General features: G+C 40.0%; 18 protein-coding genes. 16 read left to right on the forward strand and 2 right to left on the reverse strand.

All coding sequences use genetic code 11. From position 1 onward, the window contains the following. The first annotated feature begins 152 nt into the window (after positions 1–152). A complete protein-coding gene (locus MB14_RS10805; RefSeq protein WP_062591549.1) occupies positions 153–1,472 on the forward strand; it encodes a M20/M25/M40 family metallo-hydrolase in 1,320 nt (439 codons plus the stop codon). A gap of 295 nt (positions 1,473–1,767) precedes the next feature. Here the strand turns inward: MB14_RS10805 and MB14_RS10810 are convergent, their stop codons facing one another. Next, positions 1,768–2,847: an AI-2E family transporter gene (locus MB14_RS10810; protein WP_062591550.1), complete on the reverse strand. Its 1,080-nt coding sequence runs from the start codon at positions 2,845–2,847 to the stop codon at positions 1,768–1,770. 125 nt (positions 2,848–2,972) lie between these two features. Here MB14_RS10810 and MB14_RS10815 point away from each other — a divergent pair, with 125 nt between their 5' ends. The 5 genes from MB14_RS10815 to sufU all read left to right on the forward strand — a co-directional run bounded on the left by MB14_RS10815 (position 2,973) and on the right by sufU (position 7,131). After that, positions 2,973–3,920 carry an acetyl-CoA carboxylase carboxyltransferase subunit alpha gene (locus tag MB14_RS10815; RefSeq protein ID WP_062591551.1) on the forward strand — a complete coding sequence of 316 codons (948 nt, stop codon included), beginning with the start codon at positions 2,973–2,975 and terminating at the stop codon, positions 3,918–3,920. 89 nt (positions 3,921–4,009) lie between these two features. Next, on the forward strand, positions 4,010–4,696 hold the full coding sequence (locus tag MB14_RS10820; RefSeq protein ID WP_062591552.1) for a DUF6090 family protein: 687 nt from the start codon (positions 4,010–4,012) through the stop codon (positions 4,694–4,696). 89 nt (positions 4,697–4,785) lie between these two features. Next, complete coding sequence (locus MB14_RS10825; RefSeq protein ID WP_062591553.1) at positions 4,786–5,460, forward strand: GOLPH3/VPS74 family protein; 675 nt, start codon at positions 4,786–4,788, stop codon at positions 5,458–5,460. 34 nt (positions 5,461–5,494) lie between these two features. Next, positions 5,495–6,706 carry an aminotransferase class V-fold PLP-dependent enzyme gene (locus tag MB14_RS10830; RefSeq protein ID WP_062591554.1) on the forward strand — a complete coding sequence of 404 codons (1,212 nt, stop codon included), beginning with the start codon at positions 5,495–5,497 and terminating at the stop codon, positions 6,704–6,706. Continuing rightward, complete coding sequence (gene sufU / locus MB14_RS10835) at positions 6,703–7,131, forward strand: Fe-S cluster assembly sulfur transfer protein SufU (protein ID WP_062591555.1); 429 nt, start codon at positions 6,703–6,705, stop codon at positions 7,129–7,131. Before MB14_RS10830 ends, sufU begins: the two co-directional genes overlap by 4 nt. Here sufU and MB14_RS10840 read toward each other — a convergent pair. Beyond that, positions 7,126–7,767, reverse strand: a complete 642-nt coding sequence (locus MB14_RS10840) for a hypothetical protein (protein ID WP_062591556.1) — start codon at positions 7,765–7,767, stop codon at positions 7,126–7,128. The genes sufU and MB14_RS10840 overlap by 6 nt on opposite strands. A 131-nt stretch (positions 7,768–7,898) precedes the next feature. Between MB14_RS10840 and ispG the strand changes: the two genes are divergently transcribed. The 10 genes from ispG (at position 7,899) to MB14_RS10890 (ending at position 19,110) form a co-directional block, all read left to right on the forward strand. Next, a complete protein-coding gene (gene ispG, locus MB14_RS10845; RefSeq protein WP_062591557.1) occupies positions 7,899–9,884 on the forward strand; it encodes a (E)-4-hydroxy-3-methylbut-2-enyl-diphosphate synthase in 1,986 nt (661 codons plus the stop codon). Positions 9,885–9,896: 12 nt separating this feature from the next. Next, positions 9,897–10,118 carry a DUF6728 family protein gene (locus tag MB14_RS10850; RefSeq protein WP_062591558.1) on the forward strand — a complete coding sequence of 74 codons (222 nt, stop codon included), beginning with the start codon at positions 9,897–9,899 and terminating at the stop codon, positions 10,116–10,118. A 27-nt stretch (positions 10,119–10,145) separates the two neighbouring features. Then, positions 10,146–10,502, forward strand: coding sequence for an MmcQ/YjbR family DNA-binding protein (locus MB14_RS10855; protein WP_062591559.1), 357 nt, complete (start codon positions 10,146–10,148; stop codon positions 10,500–10,502). Positions 10,503–10,830: 328 nt separating this feature from the next. After that, entirely contained in the window at positions 10,831–11,691 is an 861-nt protein-coding gene (hisG, locus tag MB14_RS10860) for an ATP phosphoribosyltransferase (RefSeq protein WP_062591560.1), read from the forward strand. Next, positions 11,688–12,977 carry a histidinol dehydrogenase gene (gene hisD, locus MB14_RS10865; protein ID WP_062591561.1) on the forward strand — a complete coding sequence of 430 codons (1,290 nt, stop codon included), beginning with the start codon at positions 11,688–11,690 and terminating at the stop codon, positions 12,975–12,977. Before hisG ends, hisD begins: the two co-directional genes overlap by 4 nt. Continuing rightward, positions 12,970–14,016, forward strand: coding sequence for a histidinol-phosphate transaminase (gene hisC, locus MB14_RS10870; protein WP_062591562.1), 1,047 nt, complete (start codon positions 12,970–12,972; stop codon positions 14,014–14,016). Before hisD ends, hisC begins: the two co-directional genes overlap by 8 nt. Positions 14,017–14,165: 149 nt before the next feature. Further along, positions 14,166–15,263 carry a bifunctional histidinol-phosphatase/imidazoleglycerol-phosphate dehydratase HisB gene (gene hisB, locus MB14_RS10875; RefSeq protein ID WP_062592712.1) on the forward strand — a complete coding sequence of 366 codons (1,098 nt, stop codon included), beginning with the start codon at positions 14,166–14,168 and terminating at the stop codon, positions 15,261–15,263. Between the two features lie 140 nt (positions 15,264–15,403). After that, entirely contained in the window at positions 15,404–16,312 is a 909-nt protein-coding gene (locus MB14_RS10880) for a hypothetical protein (protein WP_062591563.1), read from the forward strand. 115 nt (positions 16,313–16,427) lie between these two features. Beyond that, the gene (locus MB14_RS10885) at positions 16,428–17,702 is read left to right on the forward strand and encodes an acetyl-CoA hydrolase/transferase family protein (protein ID WP_089082168.1); all 1,275 of its coding nucleotides are present in this window, start codon (positions 16,428–16,430) and stop codon (positions 17,700–17,702) included. A gap of 142 nt (positions 17,703–17,844) precedes the next feature. Then, positions 17,845–19,110, forward strand: coding sequence for an SMP-30/gluconolactonase/LRE family protein (locus MB14_RS10890; protein WP_062591564.1), 1,266 nt, complete (start codon positions 17,845–17,847; stop codon positions 19,108–19,110). The last annotated feature ends 22 nt before the right edge of the window (positions 19,111–19,132 follow it).

A 19,132-nucleotide genomic window follows, 5' to 3' on the forward strand; every position in this document is an offset into this window, starting at 1 on the left:
TAAAATCTAAACCCCAGTTGAAAAGCTGGGGTTTTTTAGTGCCTCATCTCTTAATCTTTCTTAATTTCAATTTTTGAAGATGAAGGGGTTGTCTATTCGTTTTTTAAATTGATAGTCGGTTCCTTTTAAATAACCATCGTAAAAAATACACAATGCGAAAAATATCAATTCTGTTTGCCTTAGTCGTACTCATCATCGCTTCACCATTAACGGCACAAACTGATAAAGTCGAGAAGAAACTGATTCAGTATGTAAATGACCATAATGATGAATATTTGAGTTTGCTGAAAGAGTTGATCAACATCAATAGCGGCACCATGAATTTTGAAGGTGTGCGTCAGGTAGGAGATGTGCTCATGGAGAAGTTCAAGGCTTTAGGCATGGAAGTAGAATGGGTAGATGGATCGTCATTCAATCGGGCTGGCCATTTAGTAGCGCGTATTAAAGGTGGAAAAGGAAAGAAGATTTTAATGATCGGTCATTTAGATACCGTTTTCGAACCCGACAGCCCGAATCAGAAATGGTCTCAAGTAGATGAAAACACCATCAAAGGCCCGGGCATTGCCGACATGAAAGGTGGCGATGTAATTATTCTTCAATCGTTGGCGGCTTTGCATAGTGCTGGTTTGCTGAAGGAGATGAACATTACTGTAGTAATGACAGGCGATGAAGAACTTTCAGGAAGTCCCCTTTCTGAATCTAAAAAGGCATTGGTCGAAGCTGCTAAATGGGCTGATGTTGCTTTGGGTTTTGAGAACGGAGATGGAAATCCTGCTACTGTAAACGTAGCCAGAAGAAGTTCTTCAGGTTGGACATTGACAGTAACGGGTAATGCTTCACATTCTTCACAAATCTTCAAGCCAAAAGTAGGGGCGGGTGCCATTTATGAAGCCTCTAGAATTCTATACCAGTTTTACGATGAGTTGGCAGGAGAAGAATATTTAACCTTCAACCCCGGAATGATTGCAGGTGGAACAGAAGTGAGTTACAACAAGTCGGAAAATACTGGAACTGCGTTTGGAAAGAATAACGTAGTGTCGAAAGATGTAACGGTAACAGGCGATATTCGTGCATTAACTCCAGAACAAATTACCAGGACCCAAGAAACCATGAAGCGAATTGTGGCCAATCATCTTCCAGGCACCAACGCTACAATCACTTTTGCTGAAGGTTATCCGCCTTTTGCACCAACCGAAGGGAATTATCAACTTATGAACTTGTTCAGTAAAGTGAGTCAAGATTTGGGTTTTGGGGAAGTGACAGCAGTTAATCCTGCCGATGCTGGTGCAGCCGATATTTCCTTTACTGCAGGTCATATCGAAATGGGAATTGATGCCATGGGAATGTCAGGCGCTGACGATCATACCATTAATGAAACTGGTGACCTTCGTGCTTTGCCAAAGCAGTCGAAAAGAGCAGCCGTTTTGATTTACAGACTTTATAAAGGGGTGGATTTGAAAACGAAGAAATAGGCAATATTGAATTAGCAAGTTTTTGGAGGCTGTAAGAAAAAGCGGCTTCCGAAAGCTTATTTGGCAGTCTTGGGTCTTAACCGAACTAAACCCAAAAATATTATTCCAATACCAATCCCTAAAAGAGCTCCACTGAAAAAGTCTGTCGTAGAAGCAAAGTGTGTTATGAATTGACTAGCAACAATAACAGACATGCCAGCAACAATGAGTATAAGTGATTTCTTTTTCATTTTTCTTCGTTGTTTCTATATTTCAATCTAAAGTAAAAAAGGTGCTGTTCTTTAAAACTGAACCTTTAATCAGGTTCGTCAGCATCGAGCTGACTTCGCCCCATCAGTTTTACAATAAGGTCAGCATCTGGAATCTGTGCCAATATTACTCTGGCCAATACAATTAAAGGCACCGACAGTAGCATTCCAGCAATTCCCCAGATATATCCCCAAATTACAAGTCCTAAAATAACGGCTACCGTATTTAATGCTACTTTAGAACCCATCATCAGCGGTTCTACAACATTACCCCAAACAAACTGTGTGGCAATCAGAAGCAAAATGAAAAACAGATAATTGGAACCATTGTCAATTTGAATAAGGCCTAACAGAACAGGAGGGATGGTGGCCATAATTGACCCAACAGTAGGAATGAAATTCAGCATAAAAGCCAAGAAACCCCAAAATAGGGCGAAATCTACTCCAAAACCCCAACAAATCAGTCCAAAGAAAGCCCCCGTGCTCAAACTGGTGAAAAACTTCACCTTCATATAACTGGCTACAGCATCTTTAATTTCTACAAAGGCCTTGAGCAAACGTTGTTTGCCAATGTCATCGTCACCTTCTAAATAGTTAATGTATTTTTCATACTTCACAATACTACCCAAAACGGCCACCAAATAAATAGCCGAAAGCACAAGGTTAAATACAAAATTACCCACCTCAGTGGCTACCATTCCTGAGGTGTTTAGCATCATTTCAGGAGAAAGAATTTGGTATAAAGTTTCAGTGAAGTCTCGTTCTTTTAAGGCAGAGAATCCCGGAATACTTTCAAACTGAATTACCAAGCTGTTAAGCTTATTCCCAATTTGGGTTAGGAGTTTATCCTTCTGATCTACAATTTGTAAGCCCGTATCGAACACGATTAAGCCGACAAGAAATACAAAACCTAAAGTAAGTACCGTTATTACCGTAATGCTTAGCATGTAGGGCCAACCTTTTCTGTCCAGATAAGCAATAACAGGCTGTAGCAAAATGCCAATGAAAATGGCAAAGGTCAATGGAATTAGGAGCGCAGATAATTCTTTGATTACGAGCACTATGACGATGCCCATAAAAAGTAACAGTATGTTTTTAATCGTTACAATGTTGTTATCGGGAAGCATATAACGGGATTTACCGAAAAGTACGGAAAAATGAAGAATTGACCTGACTTCATCGAAATTTTCATTCTCTTATAAGGTGGGCATGGGTTTATATATTAAATTTGTACATTGAATCAACTAAACTAATGCTTTTGGAATTCGAACAACCAATTGTCAGACTTGAAGAGAAACTTGCTGAAATGAAAGAGCTTGCTGAAAACAGCAAAGTGAATGTAAGCGAGGACATAAAATCTCTAGAAAAGAAAATCCAAACCCTCAAGGAGGAAACTTATAAGAACCTAACCAGATGGCAGAGAGTACAGCTTTCCCGTCATCCAGATAGACCTTATACACTGGATTATATATATAGCATTACCGATGACTTTATCGAACTGTTTGGAGACCGAACGGTGAAAGATGATAAGGCAATGGTGGGCGGTTTGGGTACCGTTGATGGTCAAACAGTAATGTTTATTGGCCAACAAAAAGGTAGAAACACCAAGCAACGCCAGATGCGTAATTTCGGTATGGCCAACCCAGAAGGTTATAGAAAGGCACTTCGTTTAATGAAGATGGCCGAGAAATTCAACATTCCCATTGTTACTTTAATTGACACCCCAGGAGCGTATCCAGGTTTCGAAGCAGAAGAGCGAGGCCAAGGCGAAGCTATTGCTAGGAATATCAGAGATATGTTTATGCTCAAAGTGCCTGTCATCTGCATCATTATTGGTGAAGGTGCATCGGGTGGAGCTTTGGGTATTGCTATTGGCGATAGAGTTTTGATGTTGGAAAACACTTGGTACTCTGTTATTTCTCCTGAATCATGCTCTTCTATTTTATGGAGAAGCTGGGATTATAAAGAGCAAGCTGCCGAGGCGTTGAAACTTACCGCTCAAGACATGAAGGGCTTTGGTTTAATTGACGGAATTATCAAAGAACCGCTTGGCGGAGCACACCGAAATATTCCGTGGATGTGTAACGAACTTAAAAAGAATATTCTGGAAGAACTTAAAGCGTTAAGCGCCATGGATGCGAACGAGCGTATTGATTTACGTATTGAGAAGTTCTCTGACATGGGCTCAGTAATAGAATAAAAAACAAAAATATTCTGATTGAAGAACCACAAGGCCAGCGCTTTGTGGTTCTTTTGTTTTTAGCTACTTTCAGTTGTAAATATTGTTGTATGGCTAAAAGTAAAATCAACTGGCGCAATCATTTTATCGAGCTTTTGGTGGTGGTTATCGGCATAACGATTGCCTTTGGAATGGAGAATTGGGTCGAAAAAAGGCGTGACAGAGAGAGTCAAATTAATTATTTGACTTCGTTAAGGGATGATATTACCAATGATGTTATAGAGTTGAACCATATTATGGATTCATCCAAAGTGCTTAATCGTAATATCGATTTCCTTATGCGCTATGTTTATGCCAGTGGGCCTTTAGAAGATTTAAAATATAGTCACATCACAAGTACTTACTCAGCACCTTATTTCAATGCCAAAGACGGAACCTACCATTCGTTGGTTAATTCTGGTTCATTAGACATGATCAGTAATTATAAGCTGAGGGCGTCTATTACAGATCTATATAATTTTCATTATGACGAAATTTCTAAAGCAGATGACTTTATTCATGACTTGGTCAATGGGCAAATCTATCCCTATATGATTGAAAACATTCAGTTTGGAAGCGCTCAATTTGGTCAAAACGAAATACTCGATGATAAGCCTTTAAAAAATAATAAGGTAAGAAACATGGTTGGAAGCTATACCAACCTACTTAAAGAAAGAGAAGCGATTTACCGTTTAACTTCCGTTAAGTGCGATAGCTTACTGATAGATATAAATGCTGAGTTGGCAAAATTGAAGTAGATGATTTAAGCTTTGAACGAAAGCAAAAAAAGTACGACCTTTAAAAACGGTTCAAATCAAGATTTCAAGAATAAGGCAAAACAAACAACATGCAACTCAACCTCATTGAAGAATTTTTATTAATAGCCCTTGATGACGAAAAAGGTCAATTCGTTATCGACTCCACTCATTTGTACTTTGGCTTTGCAGGAGCCATTCTGCTAGAAATGGCACTTCGCGAAAAGATTGATGTATCAGGAGATAAGCTTAAGCTTATTCATGACGAATATGAAGTAGAAATGGTCATTAACAAAGTGATAGATCAGATCAAGGATTCAAAGCCTCGCAAACTGAAAAAGTGGATTGAGGTTCTGTCAAAACAGGCCAAGGAGCTTAAAGAGGATACATTATTTGGACTTCAGAATAAAGGTATTTTACGGAAGGAGGAGCATAAGATTCTCTGGATTATTCCGAACAATAAATACCCAACCACTAATATTACTCCAGAAAATAAAGTAAGGCAACGCTTGAGTGATGTCATGCTTCGAGGGGCTAAATCAGAAGCGCGTGATGTAATGCTTTTGAGCTTAATTGATGTTTCAGATCTTACCAAAGAGGCTTTTCGAGATAAGGAAGAGTACAATGTGGTGAAGAAGAGGATCAAAGAAGTGACGCAGGATATTAAAATTAGCCAAAGCGTGAACAAAAGTATCCGTGAAATTCAGGCGGCCATTATGGTAGCCATGATGTCGGCTATTATTGTAACGACTGTTACGCCTAAATAATCAAACATTTAGTAAATCTTTTGACGCTTTTACTATGCAATCGCTGAAGTCCGAATTTCCGATTTTTGAGACTGCAAGAAAAGAGGGTAAGCCTCTGATTTTTTTAGACAATGCTTCCACCACCCAAAAGCCTCACTGCGTAATTGATGCTATTTCTGGATTCTATACTGGTTATTATGCGAATGTAGGCCGAGGCTTATATTGGCCGGCCACGGCTGCTTCTTCTAGTTATGATCAAGCCCGTGAAAAGGTGAGATCATTCATCGGAGCCTCTTCTAAAAAGGAAGTGATTTTTACTTCAGGAACCACGGATGCTGTTAATAAAGTAGTCAACTCATTTCTGTTACCACAGTTGAAAAACGGTGATGAAGTGCTGGTTTCAGAAATGGAGCACCACAGTAATTTTGTTCCTTGGCAGCAGGCTTGTGAATCGAAGGGAGCGCAACTGAAAGTGATTCCGCTAGATGCTGAGCTGAACTTAAACCTTAGCCAGCTAGCTTCCATGTTGACAAGCAAGGTGAAAATTTTGGCCATAACAGCAATTTCCAATACGCTGGGGGTGAAGAATGATTTAAAGAGTATCATCAATTTAGCTCATCAACATAACATCAAGGTTTTTGTAGATGCCGCACAATTGCCGCTTTCAGAAAAGATTGATGTTCAAAAAATTGATTGCGACTTTTTGGCTTTTTCCGGGCATAAGGTTTTTGGTCCAACAGGAATAGGTGTATTGTATGGAAAGCAGGCCTTGCTGGAAAACATGTCTCCATTAGCGTATGGTGGAGGAATGGTGCAGAAAGTGAGTATCGATGAAACGATCATGGCGGATCTGCCATCCAAGCACGAAGCTGGAACCCCCAATATCGCTGGAGCAATTGGTTTAGCAGCTGCAATTGACTTTATCAATTTAGTCGGAGTGGAGGAAATCGGTAGGTACGGTGCTGAGTTAAGAAAATACGCAGTGAAGCGTTTATCAGAAATCGAAGGCTTAACTCTTTTGGCCAAAGAAGCAGAGGGTACTGCCATACTTTCTTTTACCATGGAAGGCATTCACCCCCATGATATTGCTGCATTTTTAGCCGAAAAAGGTATTGCAGTTCGTGCAGGCCACCATTGCACACACCCTTTAATGCACAAACTTGATATTGGCGGAACTGTCAGGGTTTCATTCAATATTTATAATTCTACAGAAGAAGTGGATTTGCTCAAAAATACCCTAGACGAAATCAAAAGCTTCTTTTTATGAACGACCGTCTAAAAGCACTTTACAAAACTCAAATACTGGTCCATGCCAAAAGTCATTTTAATGAAGGTGTTTTGGAGGATTATACACATAAGCTTCAAGCTTATAATCCAGTATGTGGCGATCAATTTGACCTGTACTTAAAGTTCGAAGACAATATTATTCAGAATACTTCCTTCAAAGGCTATGGGTGTGCTATTTCAAAGGCCTCAACTTCCGTATTGACAAAACACTTGTTAGGTAAAACTAGGAGCGAAGCAAAAGCATTGATTGAGCTGTTTTTGAAGGTTATTGATCCTGAGAGCAGTGAATCACCCGAATCGTTAACTTCTGACGAAGAACTTTTGGCCTTCGCTTCCGCCCGCGAATTCCCAGAGCGCCTAACCTGCGCCAACCTAGCCTGGAAAAAACTGAAGGAGGTTTTATGAGGTTTGTTTCAGTTGCCTCTTAGCTTCCTTTAGTATTTGTATTTCTTCATATTCTAACTGTAGCCCTTCGTAAGTTTTATTAAGTGGAAGATAGTCATTATAGTAAAGGCTCTTTACCAAGTTTCTATACTGAACTAAATGAGAAGGTGATTCTAACCTAAAGCCAAATTTAAAATACTCGTCATTATATTTGAAAGATATGTAACTATCTACACCGGCTGAATAAGCTGGCCCTCCATAATATCTATATTTGTCAAACAAGATATCGTCAAATAGTAGTTCGTTTAAAGTATGGCCGACTTTATATTGTAAATCTTGAATTTCGGGCCAACTATAGATTTTTTCATTAATGGCAATGCCATCAGTTGTGATGGATAGATATCCTTCTAATTTCCCGTACTTATACTCTTTTGCATGATATCCCCAATAACTAGCAATAGGCATTAAAGAGAAGAGAATAATAAGAGTGAGTGTAACCGTGTAATCATAGTATGCATTTAGTTCAAAATAGGAACTAGTAATTACGATAAGCATAAAACTGAGCCAACTGAAATTCATTAATCTTCGAGAAGTGATTTTCCAAGAGATACCTTTCCCTGGTGTAAATAATTTAGCATTGAAGCTGATAGTTCTCATTATTTAATAAATACAGGTATTTAAGTTTTATTTAAACCAATCAATGAAGTTAATACGATCACCCAACCTTTCCCTATTTCGTCTAACATTTTAATTCATTTCAAGTTAACTTTGGAGCAAGCATAAAACGCATGGATTCAGCAGTAAGCGCAGTAAAGAAATACTGCAACAGCCTAGTAAAATACAGTCGAAGAAAAACCATTCCCGTTCAGGTGGGCAGTGTAACCATTGGAGGCGATGACCCTATTGTGGTGCAGTCGATGACCACGATTGATACCATGGACACCATGGGGTCGGTGGAGCAAACTTTGCGCATGGTGGCTTCAGGTTGCGAACTGGTGCGTATTACAGCCCCAAGCTTAAAAGAAGCCGAAAACCTTCGCGCTATTAAGGAAGAACTGAAAAAGCGCGGTTGTAATGTTCCGCTTGTAGCCGATATCCATTTCACTCCAAACGCGGCAGAATTGGCGGCCAAAATTGTAGAAAAGGTAAGGGTGAACCCAGGCAACTATGCCGATAAAAAGAAATTTGAAAATATAGAATACACTGACGAAACTTATCAGGCGGAGTTGGACAGAATTCGTGAACGCTTTACGCCTTTAGTAGAGATTTGTAAAGCGCATGGAACTGCCATGCGGATTGGGACTAATCACGGTTCGCTTTCGGATAGAATCATGAGCCGCTATGGCGATACTGCTCTAGGCATGGTGGAATCGGCACTTGAGTTTTTGCGTATTTGCGAAGACTTGGAGTACTATAATATTGTACTTTCCATGAAGTCGAGCAATACACAAGTGATGGTGGAGGCCTATCGTTTGTTGGTGCAGAAATTAGATGAAGAAGGCCTAAAACCTTATCCATTGCATCTGGGTGTAACCGAAGCAGGTGAAGCCGAAGACGGTCGAATCAAATCTGCAGTGGGTATTGGTACTCTGTTAGAAGATGGGCTAGGAGATACTGTCCGTGTTTCTTTGACAGAGGAACCAGAATTCGAAGCCCCAGTAGCGCAAAAGCTAGTTGATCGTTATCATAACCGACATGAACATAAAACCATAGCTGAGATTGACGAAAACCCGATTGATCCGTTCTTGTATCACAAACGTCAGTCGAGAGAAGTAGTAAATATTGGCGCTTCTAATGTGCCACGCGTCATTGCCGATTTGAGTCAGTTTGAAGAAATTACCATTAAAGATTTAAAGAACGTTGGACACTTCTATTTGCCAGAACCTGATAAATGGCGAATGAATGACCAAGGTGCAGACTACGTTTATTCAGGCAATAAGGCGATCGATTTTATGCTACCGAATGGCTTGAAGGAGTTGGTCGATTACCCGCAATGGAATGATTTAGAAGATAAGGCAAATCGTTTTCCAGTTTTCACTTTCGATCAATTGGCCGAAGCAGAAAATGCTGATGATCAGCTCAATTTTATAAAGCTAAAAGCCGATGAATTGTCGGAAGATGTAATGTTGGTGTTGGAGGCTTCTAACTTGGTTGTGATCCTCGAAACTGAGAATGAACATGCCATGCCTGCTTTGAGGCGCTTCTTTTTCGAACTGGTGAAAAGGAAGTTGTCGGTTCCGGTCATCGTGTCTAGAAACTACACCGTTACTGATGCCGAGGAGTTCTTGATTCATGCGTCTACCGATTTTGGTGGTCTGTTAGTCGATGGATTTGGAGACGGTGTAATGCTTCAGGTAGATAAACAGTCCGATAAGGAAACTCAACTGGCTGATTTAAAGTTGAAGAACGAGACAGGCTTTGGGATTTTACAAGCGGCTCGTACGCGAATGACCAAAACCGAATATATTTCTTGTCCGTCTTGCGGAAGAACCTTGTTCGATTTACAAGAAACCACGGCTATGATCCGAAAACGCACCGATCATTTGAAAGGTGTGAAAATTGGAATCATGGGCTGTATTGTAAATGGTCCAGGAGAAATGGCCGATGCAGATTACGGTTATGTGGGTTCGGGCAAAGGAAAGATTACCCTGTACAAAGGTCAGGAAGTAATGAAAAGGGGAGTAGCCTCTGAAAAGGCTGTGGACGAATTGATTGACATTATTCGCGAAGATGGTAAATGGTTAGAACCCGAATTGGTAGGTGCTGAACTTTAAAATAGAAATGTGATGAGTGAAGAAATTAAAAATGAAGAGCAAAGGGATTCAAAGCTAACAGCCAAAGAAGCTTTTGATTTTGGCCCTGTTTTGGGATATTTTTTCAGAAAGAAAGATCCTTCGCGGCCTACCAATTTCAATATCAAGGCCATGCACACCATCAATAAAATTTCGATCATTATGTTTTTAATCGCAGTTATTGTGATTGTGAGCAGAGCGATTGGAAGGATGTAAGTATAGTCTCTCCTTATTTTTTAAACTATGTACATTGATGAATTCAGAGAATATTGTATTGCTAAAAAGGGGGTGACGGAACACACTCCTTTTGGGCCAGATACATTGGTGTTAAAAGTGATGGACAAAATGTTTGCACTCACAGGCCTCGATGTATACGAATACATCAATTTAAAATGTGATCCTGAATACGCTGCTGAACTCAGAGAAAGAGAGCCTGGAATTACCCCGGGCTGGCACATGAACAAAAAGCATTGGAATTCTGTAAAAACCGATGGTACAGTTTCAGAAAGCTTACTAAAAGAACTGATAGATCATTCCTATAACCTTGTGGTGGAAGGTTTACCCAAGAAGGTTAAGGAAGAATGGCTGTCGCTAGAGTAAGAGCCTTATTAAGACTATACCATTTTTTTAAAATAACTTTTGCCTAAACCATTTGCTTGGTTACCTTTGCTCTCGATGTTGAAAAACATACATATCGCTTCTACTTATGCACCTCATGTGCATCATTTCCACCATCTCTCGTAAGAGAGATATATATAACACCCTACCCGGCAGGTTCTGTCGGCACATTCGATTCAATTTATTACACCTTTCAGTTTAGCAGTTAGCTTATGCTCGCTTATCTGAAAAAACTCAAATCAATTTCTAAACATTTAGGGTTAGGTATGCTTTAAACTTTGATTTACCTGAACTCAACAAAAACATACAGATGAAAAATACTTTGCGCATAGCAGTACAGAAAAGTGGCAGATTGAGTGATGACTCGCTCGCATTAATAAAAGAATGTGGCATTAAAGTAAATAACGGCATGGGTAAGCTTAAGGCCGAAGCTTCAAACTTCCCTATGGAGTTTCTCTTTTTAAGAGATGACGATATTCCGGGTTACGTACAAGATGGAATTGCTGATATAGGAATTGTTGGTGCTAACGAAGCTGAAGAAAAGGATAAGCAAGTAGATTGGGTTAAGAAGCTCGGTTTTTCAAAATGTCGTCTTTCTTTGGCCATCGACAAAGCGGAAAGCTACAATGGAATTCAAGACTTTGAAGGGAAGAGTTTGGCCACTTCTTACCCGAAAATTTTAAGCGATTACCTCAAAGCGAATAACATCAATGCCGACATTCATGAAATCAGTGGTTCAGTAGAAATTGCCCCGAGTATTGGTTTGGCCTATGGAATCTGCGACATCGTTAGTTCTGGCTCTACCTTAATGAGCAATGGCCTAAAAGAGGTAGAAGTAATTTTCAAGTCGGAAGCTGTTATGCTGGCCAATAAGAATCTTTCAGCGGAGAAAAAGGAAATTCTTGATCGACTTATTTTTAGAATTGATTCTGTACAGACAGCAAAAAACAATAAATACATTTTATTAAACGCACCAAACGATGCTTTGGAGAGCATTATCAATATTCTTCCTGGAATGAAAAGCCCAACAGTTTTGCCGTTGGCGACTGAGGGTTGGAGCTCTGTTCACTCTGTAATACAGGAGGATGATTTTTGGGAGATAATTGAAGAGCTTCGCAATGCGGGTGCGCAAGGAATTTTAGTGGTGCCAATTGAAAAAATGATTCTATGATCGTTTCCATTAACCCAAAAAGAGAGGAGCGGGAAGCTTTATTAAAGCGGCCTACGATGGAATTGGAAACCATTGAGGCCATTGTGAAGCCAGTAATGGAAGCGGTAAAAGCCGATGGAGATCAGGCTCTAATTGACTTCACCAAGAAGTTTGATGGAGTGGAAATCACCAATTTCGAAGTGTCTTCGGCTGAGATCGATGCCGCGGTAGGTTTGGTGCCAGAAGAATTGAAAGCGGCTATTCGTATTGCAAAACAGAACATTGAGACTTTTCACATTGCCCAAAAAGGGGAGGTATTGAAGGTTGAAACCATGCCCGGTGTGAATTGTTACCGTAAATCTGTGGCTATTGAAAAGGTTGGTTTGTACATTCCAGGAGGGACAGCTCCCTTATTCTCTACTGTTTTGATGTTGGCCGTTCCTGCGAAAATTGCAGGCTGCAAAGAAATTGTGTTATGTACACCTCCAGATAAAAATGGAAATGTTAATCCAGCCATCTTGTTTACAGCACAACTGGTGGGCGTAACTAAGATTTACAAGGTAGGTGGAGCCCAAGCCATTGCAGCTTTAACTTTTGGAACCACCACTATTCCGAAAGTGAATAAAATTTTTGGCCCTGGAAATCAGTTTGTCACTGCTGCTAAACAACTGTCAACCAAGTATGGTTTGGCCATTGATATGCCTGCAGGCCCTTCGGAGGTAGCGGTGTATGCCGATGAAACAGCCATTCCAGCTTTTGTAGCTGCCGATTTACTCTCGCAAGCGGAACACGGTGCCGACTCTCAGGTAGTGTTGGTAGCTTCTTCTGAAGAAATTGTTAATGCGGTTCAACAAGAAGTGCAGACGCAATTATTAGCTTTACCAAGAGCAGACTTGGCTTCCAAGGCCTTGGAAAACAGTGTGTCAATTGTGTTAGAGAATAGAGATCAGGCCATTGATTTATTAAATGAATACGGAGCGGAACACTTGATTCTATGTGTTGAGAAACCATGGGAAGTAGCTGATCAAATTATTAATGCAGGTTCTGTGTTTATTGGGAATTATACGCCAGAATCGGCAGGTGATTACGCTTCGGGCACGAATCATACGTTGCCTACCAATGGTTATGCGAAAATGTACAGCGGTGTTTCCTTAGATAGTTATGTAAAGAAGATTACCTATCAGGAAATCACTAAAGAAGGACTTAAGAACTTAGGCCCTGTAGTGGAAATTATGGCCGAGGCTGAATTGCTTGAGGCACATAAGAATGCGGTTACTTTGAGACTTAAATCGTTGAACAATGTTTGATCCGAACGCACTCTTAAGAACGCACTTGCAAAAGTTAGTGCCATATTCGTCTGCCAGAGATGATTACAAGGGTAACGAAGGTGTCTTTTTGGATGCCAACGAAAATCCACTGGGTTCAATTACGGAAGAAGATTGGAACCGCTATCCTGATCCATACCAAAAGGAGTTGAAAGCTAGAATTGCTCAAATCAAGGGAGTGAGGTCAGAAAACATCTTTTTGGGAAATGGCAGCGATGAACCTATTGATTTATTATTCCGAGCTTTCTGCGAGCCAGAAAAGGATAATGTGATCATCAATCCGCCTACCTACGGTATGTACAAGGTAAGTGCCGACATTAATAATGTAGAGGCACGCGAAGTATTGCTGACAGCCGATTATGATTTAGACGTGGAGGCAATTAAATCGGCCGTTGACGAAAATACGAAAATCATCTTTATCTGTTCGCCCAATAATCCCACGGGAAATGATGTTTCCTTGGATAAGATCGAAGAGGTATTGCAGTTTTTCAAAGGTATTGTTTTGGTAGACGAGGCTTATGTAGATTTTACAAGTAGACAAAGTTTTGCGCTGAGGCTTGAAGAATTTCCCAACTTGTTGGTGCTTCAAACTTTCAGTAAAGCTTGGGGTTTAGCGGCCCTAAGGATAGGAATGGCTTTCGCTTCGGAAGAGATATTGGCCATTTTGAACAAAATTAAAGCGCCTTATAACCTAAGTGGTTTAGTTCAGAAAACAGTTTTAAAAGCATTAGAAAACCTTGAGAAGAAGGATAAGATGGTAGATCAAATTCTGAAAAATAGAGAATCTTTAGGTGAAGCTTTAAAGCAAACGCCTATGATTAAAACGATTTGCCCCACCGATTCAAACTTCTTTTTAGTGAAATTAGAGAATGCTTCAGACGTATATAAAAAGCTAATCGAACAGAAAATCATTCTTCGCGATCGGTCTAAAGTGGCGCTTTGCGAAGGTGGAATTAGAATTACTGTGGGCACTGAAAAGGAAAATGAATTACTGATTAAAGCACTCAAGAACTTAAATTAAACCCGTCATTGCGAGAAACGAACCATGCGAAAGCAATGGCTCGTGACGAAGCAATCTCACTGTACCTTATAAAGAGATTGCTTCGTCACCTTTCTTTGCTATCGCAAGAAAGCCTCCTCGCAATGACGAACAACCTATTTAACCAAATGATGAAAAAAATACTCTTTATAGATCGTGACGGTACGATCATCGTTGAACCCAAAACCGACTTTCAAGTAGACTCTTTAGAGAAACTTGAGTTTTTACCAGGTGCTATTTCTAACCTCAGGAAAATTGCCGAGCAGCTAGACTATCTACTTGTGATGGTGACCAATCAAGATGGATTGGGAACAGATTCCTTCCCAGAAGAAACTTTTTGGCCAGCGCAGAATAAAATGCTCAAAACTCTTGAGGGCGAAGGGGTTGTTTTTGATGAAATTATCATCGATCGTACTTTTGCACACGAGAACGCACCAACCCGTAAACCTGGAACGGCTTTGCTTACTCAATTTACTAATGGTGATTATGATTTGGCAAATTCTTTCGTGTTGGGCGATAGGGAAACCGACATTCAATTGGCAGAAAACCTTGGGGCTAAAGCCATTTTTATTGCTGAAGAACAAAATCCTAAAGCAGCATTAACCACAAATAGTTGGGATGAGATTTTCAGGTTCTTGCAGATGCCTCAGAGAAAAGCAGAAGTACATCGTGTAACCAAAGAGACGGATATTTTCATTCAGTTGAATTTAGATGGAACAGGCCAATGCAATAATGAAACTGGTTTGGGCTTTTTCGATCACATGCTCGATCAGTTGGGGAAACACTCTGGTGCAGACTTAACGGTGAAGGTGAAAGGTGACTTACACATTGATGAACACCACACGATTGAAGATACGGCTTTGGCCTTGGGTGAAGCTTATGCGCTAGCCATAGGAGATAAAAAGGGTTTAAACCGATATGGCTTTTTATTACCAATGGATGAAGCTTTGGCGCAAGTAGCCATCGACTTTAGCGGTAGGCCTTGGTTGGTTTGGGAGGCCGAGTTTAAACGTGAAATGGTGGGCGATATGCCAACAGAAATGTTTATGCATTTCTTTAAATCCTTTTCCGATGCCGCCAAATGCAACCTGAATATTAAGGTAGAAGGCGATAACGAGCATCACAAAATAGAGTCGATTTTTAAAGCTTTTGCTAAGGCCATTAAAATGGCGGTAAAACGAAATCCAGATGAAATGGACATTCTGCCGAGTACCAAAGGCGTACTTTAACCTGTCAAAACCGTTTTTTACAACAGCCGAGTTGATCTCGGTTGTTGTATATTGATGATTATGTACCTATTGGCTTTCCATTTTAAAATGACGCCCCAGATTAATGTAAAATTTTGTTATTTCGAGCGATGAAATTTTTAATGACTTTTTTCGCCTTGTTATTGTTTGGGCAAGTTCAAGCTCAGAATTTAGATTGGTGGGATCAACTGCATAATTACCCAGATGCCGCAGGACCAGATCGCTTGGATTACATTTCTATTTCACCGGGTTATTTAGGTCCTAATGCACTTAGAATGCCTGTTTTGGGAAATGTGATTATTGATAATCATATTTCATTCGATATTCGCTATGAATATCATCAGGGCAATGGCGACATTACAAACAATGCCTTTTTACAATTGAACCTTCCTATTAAAAGAGATAAAGCCATGTTCTATGTAAACAGCATTCCTCTTGAAAGCTGGAATGTAGACGCCTCAACACGGGATGAGCGCAGAATGATGGGCATTTCTGGAAAAGGAAAAACTACAGGAGATATCGCTTTCGGAATTATTTATAAAATTTTTACTGAGAAGAAAAACTGGCCATTCAACTTTGCCATGCGGGCTCATGCAAAAACAACTACTGGAGGTAATTTGGCCAATGCGAGGTATACAGATGCAAGCATGTTGTATTGGGAGGGGAGCTTTAGTAGGTCGTTTTTCGAGCAAGAGAACTCTCGTTTTTTAGGTAAAATGATGTTGGGTTTTTACACTTATCAAACTAATGTTAACCGTTTGATCAATGGCGCTACGGAAAGGCAAAATGATGCCCCTTTATACGGTTTAGGTTTAGAGTATCATCACTCAAAGTGGCAAATAGATACTGATTGGTCAAACTATCAAGGTTACCAAAAGCACCGAGATAACCCTTCTTTTCTTCGCTTTAATTTGACTAGGCAACTGAATGGCGGAGCCATAAGTTTAGGCTATCATCACGGCTTGAGGCAGTGGGATTGGGATACTTTTTCAATCAATTATAGAATTCATGTAGCCGAAATTTTAGACTAGTTTCTTGCTCAATTTAAGTCAGTAATCTTAACTGATATAAGTCATCTTTTTATCTAAGCGTCATCAGTCCTGATGCATTGTATTGCCTTTATCTTTGATTTAAGAAAAAGGAAATATGATGGAATATACCACAGCCGAAAAGGCAGTTGAATTGATAAAATCAGGTGATAGGGTGTTTATTCATACCGCAGCAGCTACACCTCAAGCCTTGGTTCAAGCCATGACCAAGCGTTCGCATGAATTGCGTAATGTTGAAATATTTCATTTACATACAGAGGGCGAAGCTCCGTATGCTAAAAAGGAGTTTGCTGGTAGCTTTCATACAAACTCATTATTTGTTGCAGGAAATTGCAGAAACGCCATACATGAAGGGGATGCTGACTTCATTCCCTGCTTTTTAAGCGAAGTACCCATCATGTTCAGAAGAGGGGTGCTTCCTATTGATGTGGCCTTAATTCAAGTTTCACCACCCGATGCCCACGGTTTTACTTCTATGGGAGTTTCCGTAGACGCAAGTTTGGCTGCAGCTGAAAGTGCTAAAACGATAATCGCTCAAGTGAACCCTAATATGCCCAGAACCCATGGTGATGGAATGGTTCATATCAGAAACTTTGACGCGATGGTTTGGAGTGAAGAACCAATTTTTGAAGCTAAAGCACACCAATTAACAGATGCTGAGGTGAAAATTGGGGGTTATATCGCTGAAATGATTGAGGACGGCTCAACATTACAAATGGGAATAGGGTCAATACCCGATGCTGTTTTGGCTTCGCTAGGAAACCATAAGGATTTGGGAGTGCATACCGAGATGTTTTCCGATGGGGTAGTTCCTTTAATGGAGAGTGGAGTAATCAATAATAAGTACAAAAAGAAACATCCTTATGCATTGGTGTCTGGATTTATGGTGGGGTCGAGAAAGTTATATGATTTTGTAGACGATAACCCATCGATTAGAATGCTGGATATTGAATACGTAAACGATACCCGCGTAATTAGGCAAAACCCCAAAGTAATTAGTATCAATAGTGCAATAGAAGTGGATCTTACGGGTCAGGTTTGTGCCGATAGTATTGGTACTAAAATTTATTCTGGAGTAGGTGGGCAAATGGATTTTATTCGTGGAGCCTCGCTTTCAGAGGGAGGAAAGCCAATTATCGCATTATCGTCTGTAACTAATAAAGGAGAAAGTAAAATTGCTTCTTTTCTAAAGCCAGGGGCAGGTGTGGTTACCACTAGAGCCCACGTGCATTATATTGTTACCGAATATGGTGTGGCTAACTTATATGGTAAATCATTAAGGCAAAGGGCCAAGGCGCTGATTGATATTGCGCACCCAGATCATAGAGAACGTTTGGAGCGTGAAGCTTTTACCCGATTTGTGCATTTTTAGATATGTGTAGACTTTAGAGTAAGGGTAATTTTTTCTTTAGGTGTTATTTGAACGAGACATTTTGAGGAGAAAATAGCTTCACATTAACTACCTTGAATTCCAGCTAAACACTGGAATTCGTTTTTTTAAGGCCATTCCGATTATGATCAAGTCCTACTTAACTCTCTTATTTATTTTTATTTCAACTTTTGCTTTTGGCCAAAAAACGCTAAACGAATATTTTCAAGAAGGCCTTGCCGCCTATGAGGCCAAAGATTACAAGCAGTATTTAGAGGCTATGGAAACGATTGATGAAATCAGACCTAACAATCCAATAGTGGTTTATAATCTGGCGGGTGCTTATGCTTTGAATGGAAGGAAAATTAGAAGTATTCAAAAGCTCAATCAATTGCTGTTGATGGACGCCACTTATGATTTCGAACAAAATGAAGATTTTGACAACATAAGAAGGAATAAAGGCTACGAAGAATTAATTGCCCTTCAAGCAAAATTGAACAGAGTAGAAGAGCATGATGAGGTTTTTAGAATTATAGATGCTGGGGAAATTCACCCTGAAAGCTTTGTAATTATGGATAATGGCGATATTCTACTAGGAAGTATTCGCGAAAAGAAAATCATTCGGGTGGATCCCGATGGTAATAAAATTGATTTAGTGAAAACGGAATATGCTGTGTTGGGAATGCACATTGACCCGGCTAATGGATTGCTTTGGGCAGCCACCGCAGCCTTACCCGAAATGCTAGATTACAACTCAACCGATAAAGGTAAAAGTTTGATTATGCAAATAGATCCAACTTCGGGCGAGGTAATTCAAGGTTTGGAATATGATGAAGGCACAATCATCGGTGATGTGGCTATTGATAAAGAATCAAGAGTTTGGCTTTCTAACTCGCTAGAACCTACTTTGGGCAGAGACAATACAGATACAACCGATTTTACTGGTGCTTTTATCAGAAAGCAATTCGACTTATCGAATGGCTTTTTCAACCTACAAGGTTTGGCTTTAAATGAAGACGAAAAGTATCTCTATTTGGCAGACTATATTACAGGAATTCATCGCATTGATACCGAAACGGATGATGTAGTAAAAGTCTTCGCTCCAGAAGAAATTTTGTTGAAAGGAATTGACGGACTGTATTACTATGAGAACAGTTTAATCGCGATCCACAATGGGGTGAAACCATATAGGGTAATGCAATATTTTTTAGACGAAACTGGCCAGTATATTTTGTTCGGAAGAGTGATTAATCAAGGAGGACCCTCATTAGGTGACCCCACTTTGGGACAAGTGAAGGGTGGTTATTTCTATTATTTGGCCAACAGTCCATGGATTGCTTACAATGAAGACAGGGAACTTGATTTAAGCAAAGTAAAGCCCATTGAAATTAGAAGGATTAAGTTGAATTGATAGGAATTAGAGGGAGGGTTGT

It is taken from the genome of Roseivirga ehrenbergii (genome assembly GCF_001593005.1).
GTDB classification, from domain to species: domain Bacteria; phylum Bacteroidota; class Bacteroidia; order Cytophagales; family Cyclobacteriaceae; genus Roseivirga; species Roseivirga ehrenbergii.

Coding starts and splice junctions, on each gene's coding strand:
- MB14_RS10805 (WP_062591549.1), top strand. CDS start 153: ATGCGAAAAATATCAATTCTGTTTGCCTTAGTCGTACTCATCATCGCT.
- MB14_RS10810 (WP_062591550.1), bottom strand. CDS start 2,847: ATGCTTCCCGATAACAACATTGTAACGATTAAAAACATACTGTTACTT.
- MB14_RS10815 (WP_062591551.1), top strand. CDS start 2,973: ATGCTTTTGGAATTCGAACAACCAATTGTCAGACTTGAAGAGAAACTT.
- MB14_RS10820 (WP_062591552.1), top strand. CDS start 4,010: ATGGCTAAAAGTAAAATCAACTGGCGCAATCATTTTATCGAGCTTTTG.
- MB14_RS10825 (WP_062591553.1), top strand. CDS start 4,786: ATGCAACTCAACCTCATTGAAGAATTTTTATTAATAGCCCTTGATGAC.
- MB14_RS10830 (WP_062591554.1), top strand. CDS start 5,495: ATGCAATCGCTGAAGTCCGAATTTCCGATTTTTGAGACTGCAAGAAAA.
- sufU (WP_062591555.1), top strand. CDS start 6,703: ATGAACGACCGTCTAAAAGCACTTTACAAAACTCAAATACTGGTCCAT.
- MB14_RS10840 (WP_062591556.1), bottom strand. CDS start 7,767: ATGAGAACTATCAGCTTCAATGCTAAATTATTTACACCAGGGAAAGGT.
- ispG (WP_062591557.1), top strand. CDS start 7,899: ATGGATTCAGCAGTAAGCGCAGTAAAGAAATACTGCAACAGCCTAGTA.
- MB14_RS10850 (WP_062591558.1), top strand. CDS start 9,897: ATGAGTGAAGAAATTAAAAATGAAGAGCAAAGGGATTCAAAGCTAACA.
- MB14_RS10855 (WP_062591559.1), top strand. CDS start 10,146: ATGTACATTGATGAATTCAGAGAATATTGTATTGCTAAAAAGGGGGTG.
- hisG (WP_062591560.1), top strand. CDS start 10,831: ATGAAAAATACTTTGCGCATAGCAGTACAGAAAAGTGGCAGATTGAGT.
- hisD (WP_062591561.1), top strand. CDS start 11,688: ATGATCGTTTCCATTAACCCAAAAAGAGAGGAGCGGGAAGCTTTATTA.
- hisC (WP_062591562.1), top strand. CDS start 12,970: ATGTTTGATCCGAACGCACTCTTAAGAACGCACTTGCAAAAGTTAGTG.
- hisB (WP_062592712.1), top strand. CDS start 14,166: ATGAAAAAAATACTCTTTATAGATCGTGACGGTACGATCATCGTTGAA.
- MB14_RS10880 (WP_062591563.1), top strand. CDS start 15,404: ATGACTTTTTTCGCCTTGTTATTGTTTGGGCAAGTTCAAGCTCAGAAT.
- MB14_RS10885 (WP_089082168.1), top strand. CDS start 16,428: ATGATGGAATATACCACAGCCGAAAAGGCAGTTGAATTGATAAAATCA.
- MB14_RS10890 (WP_062591564.1), top strand. CDS start 17,845: ATGATCAAGTCCTACTTAACTCTCTTATTTATTTTTATTTCAACTTTT.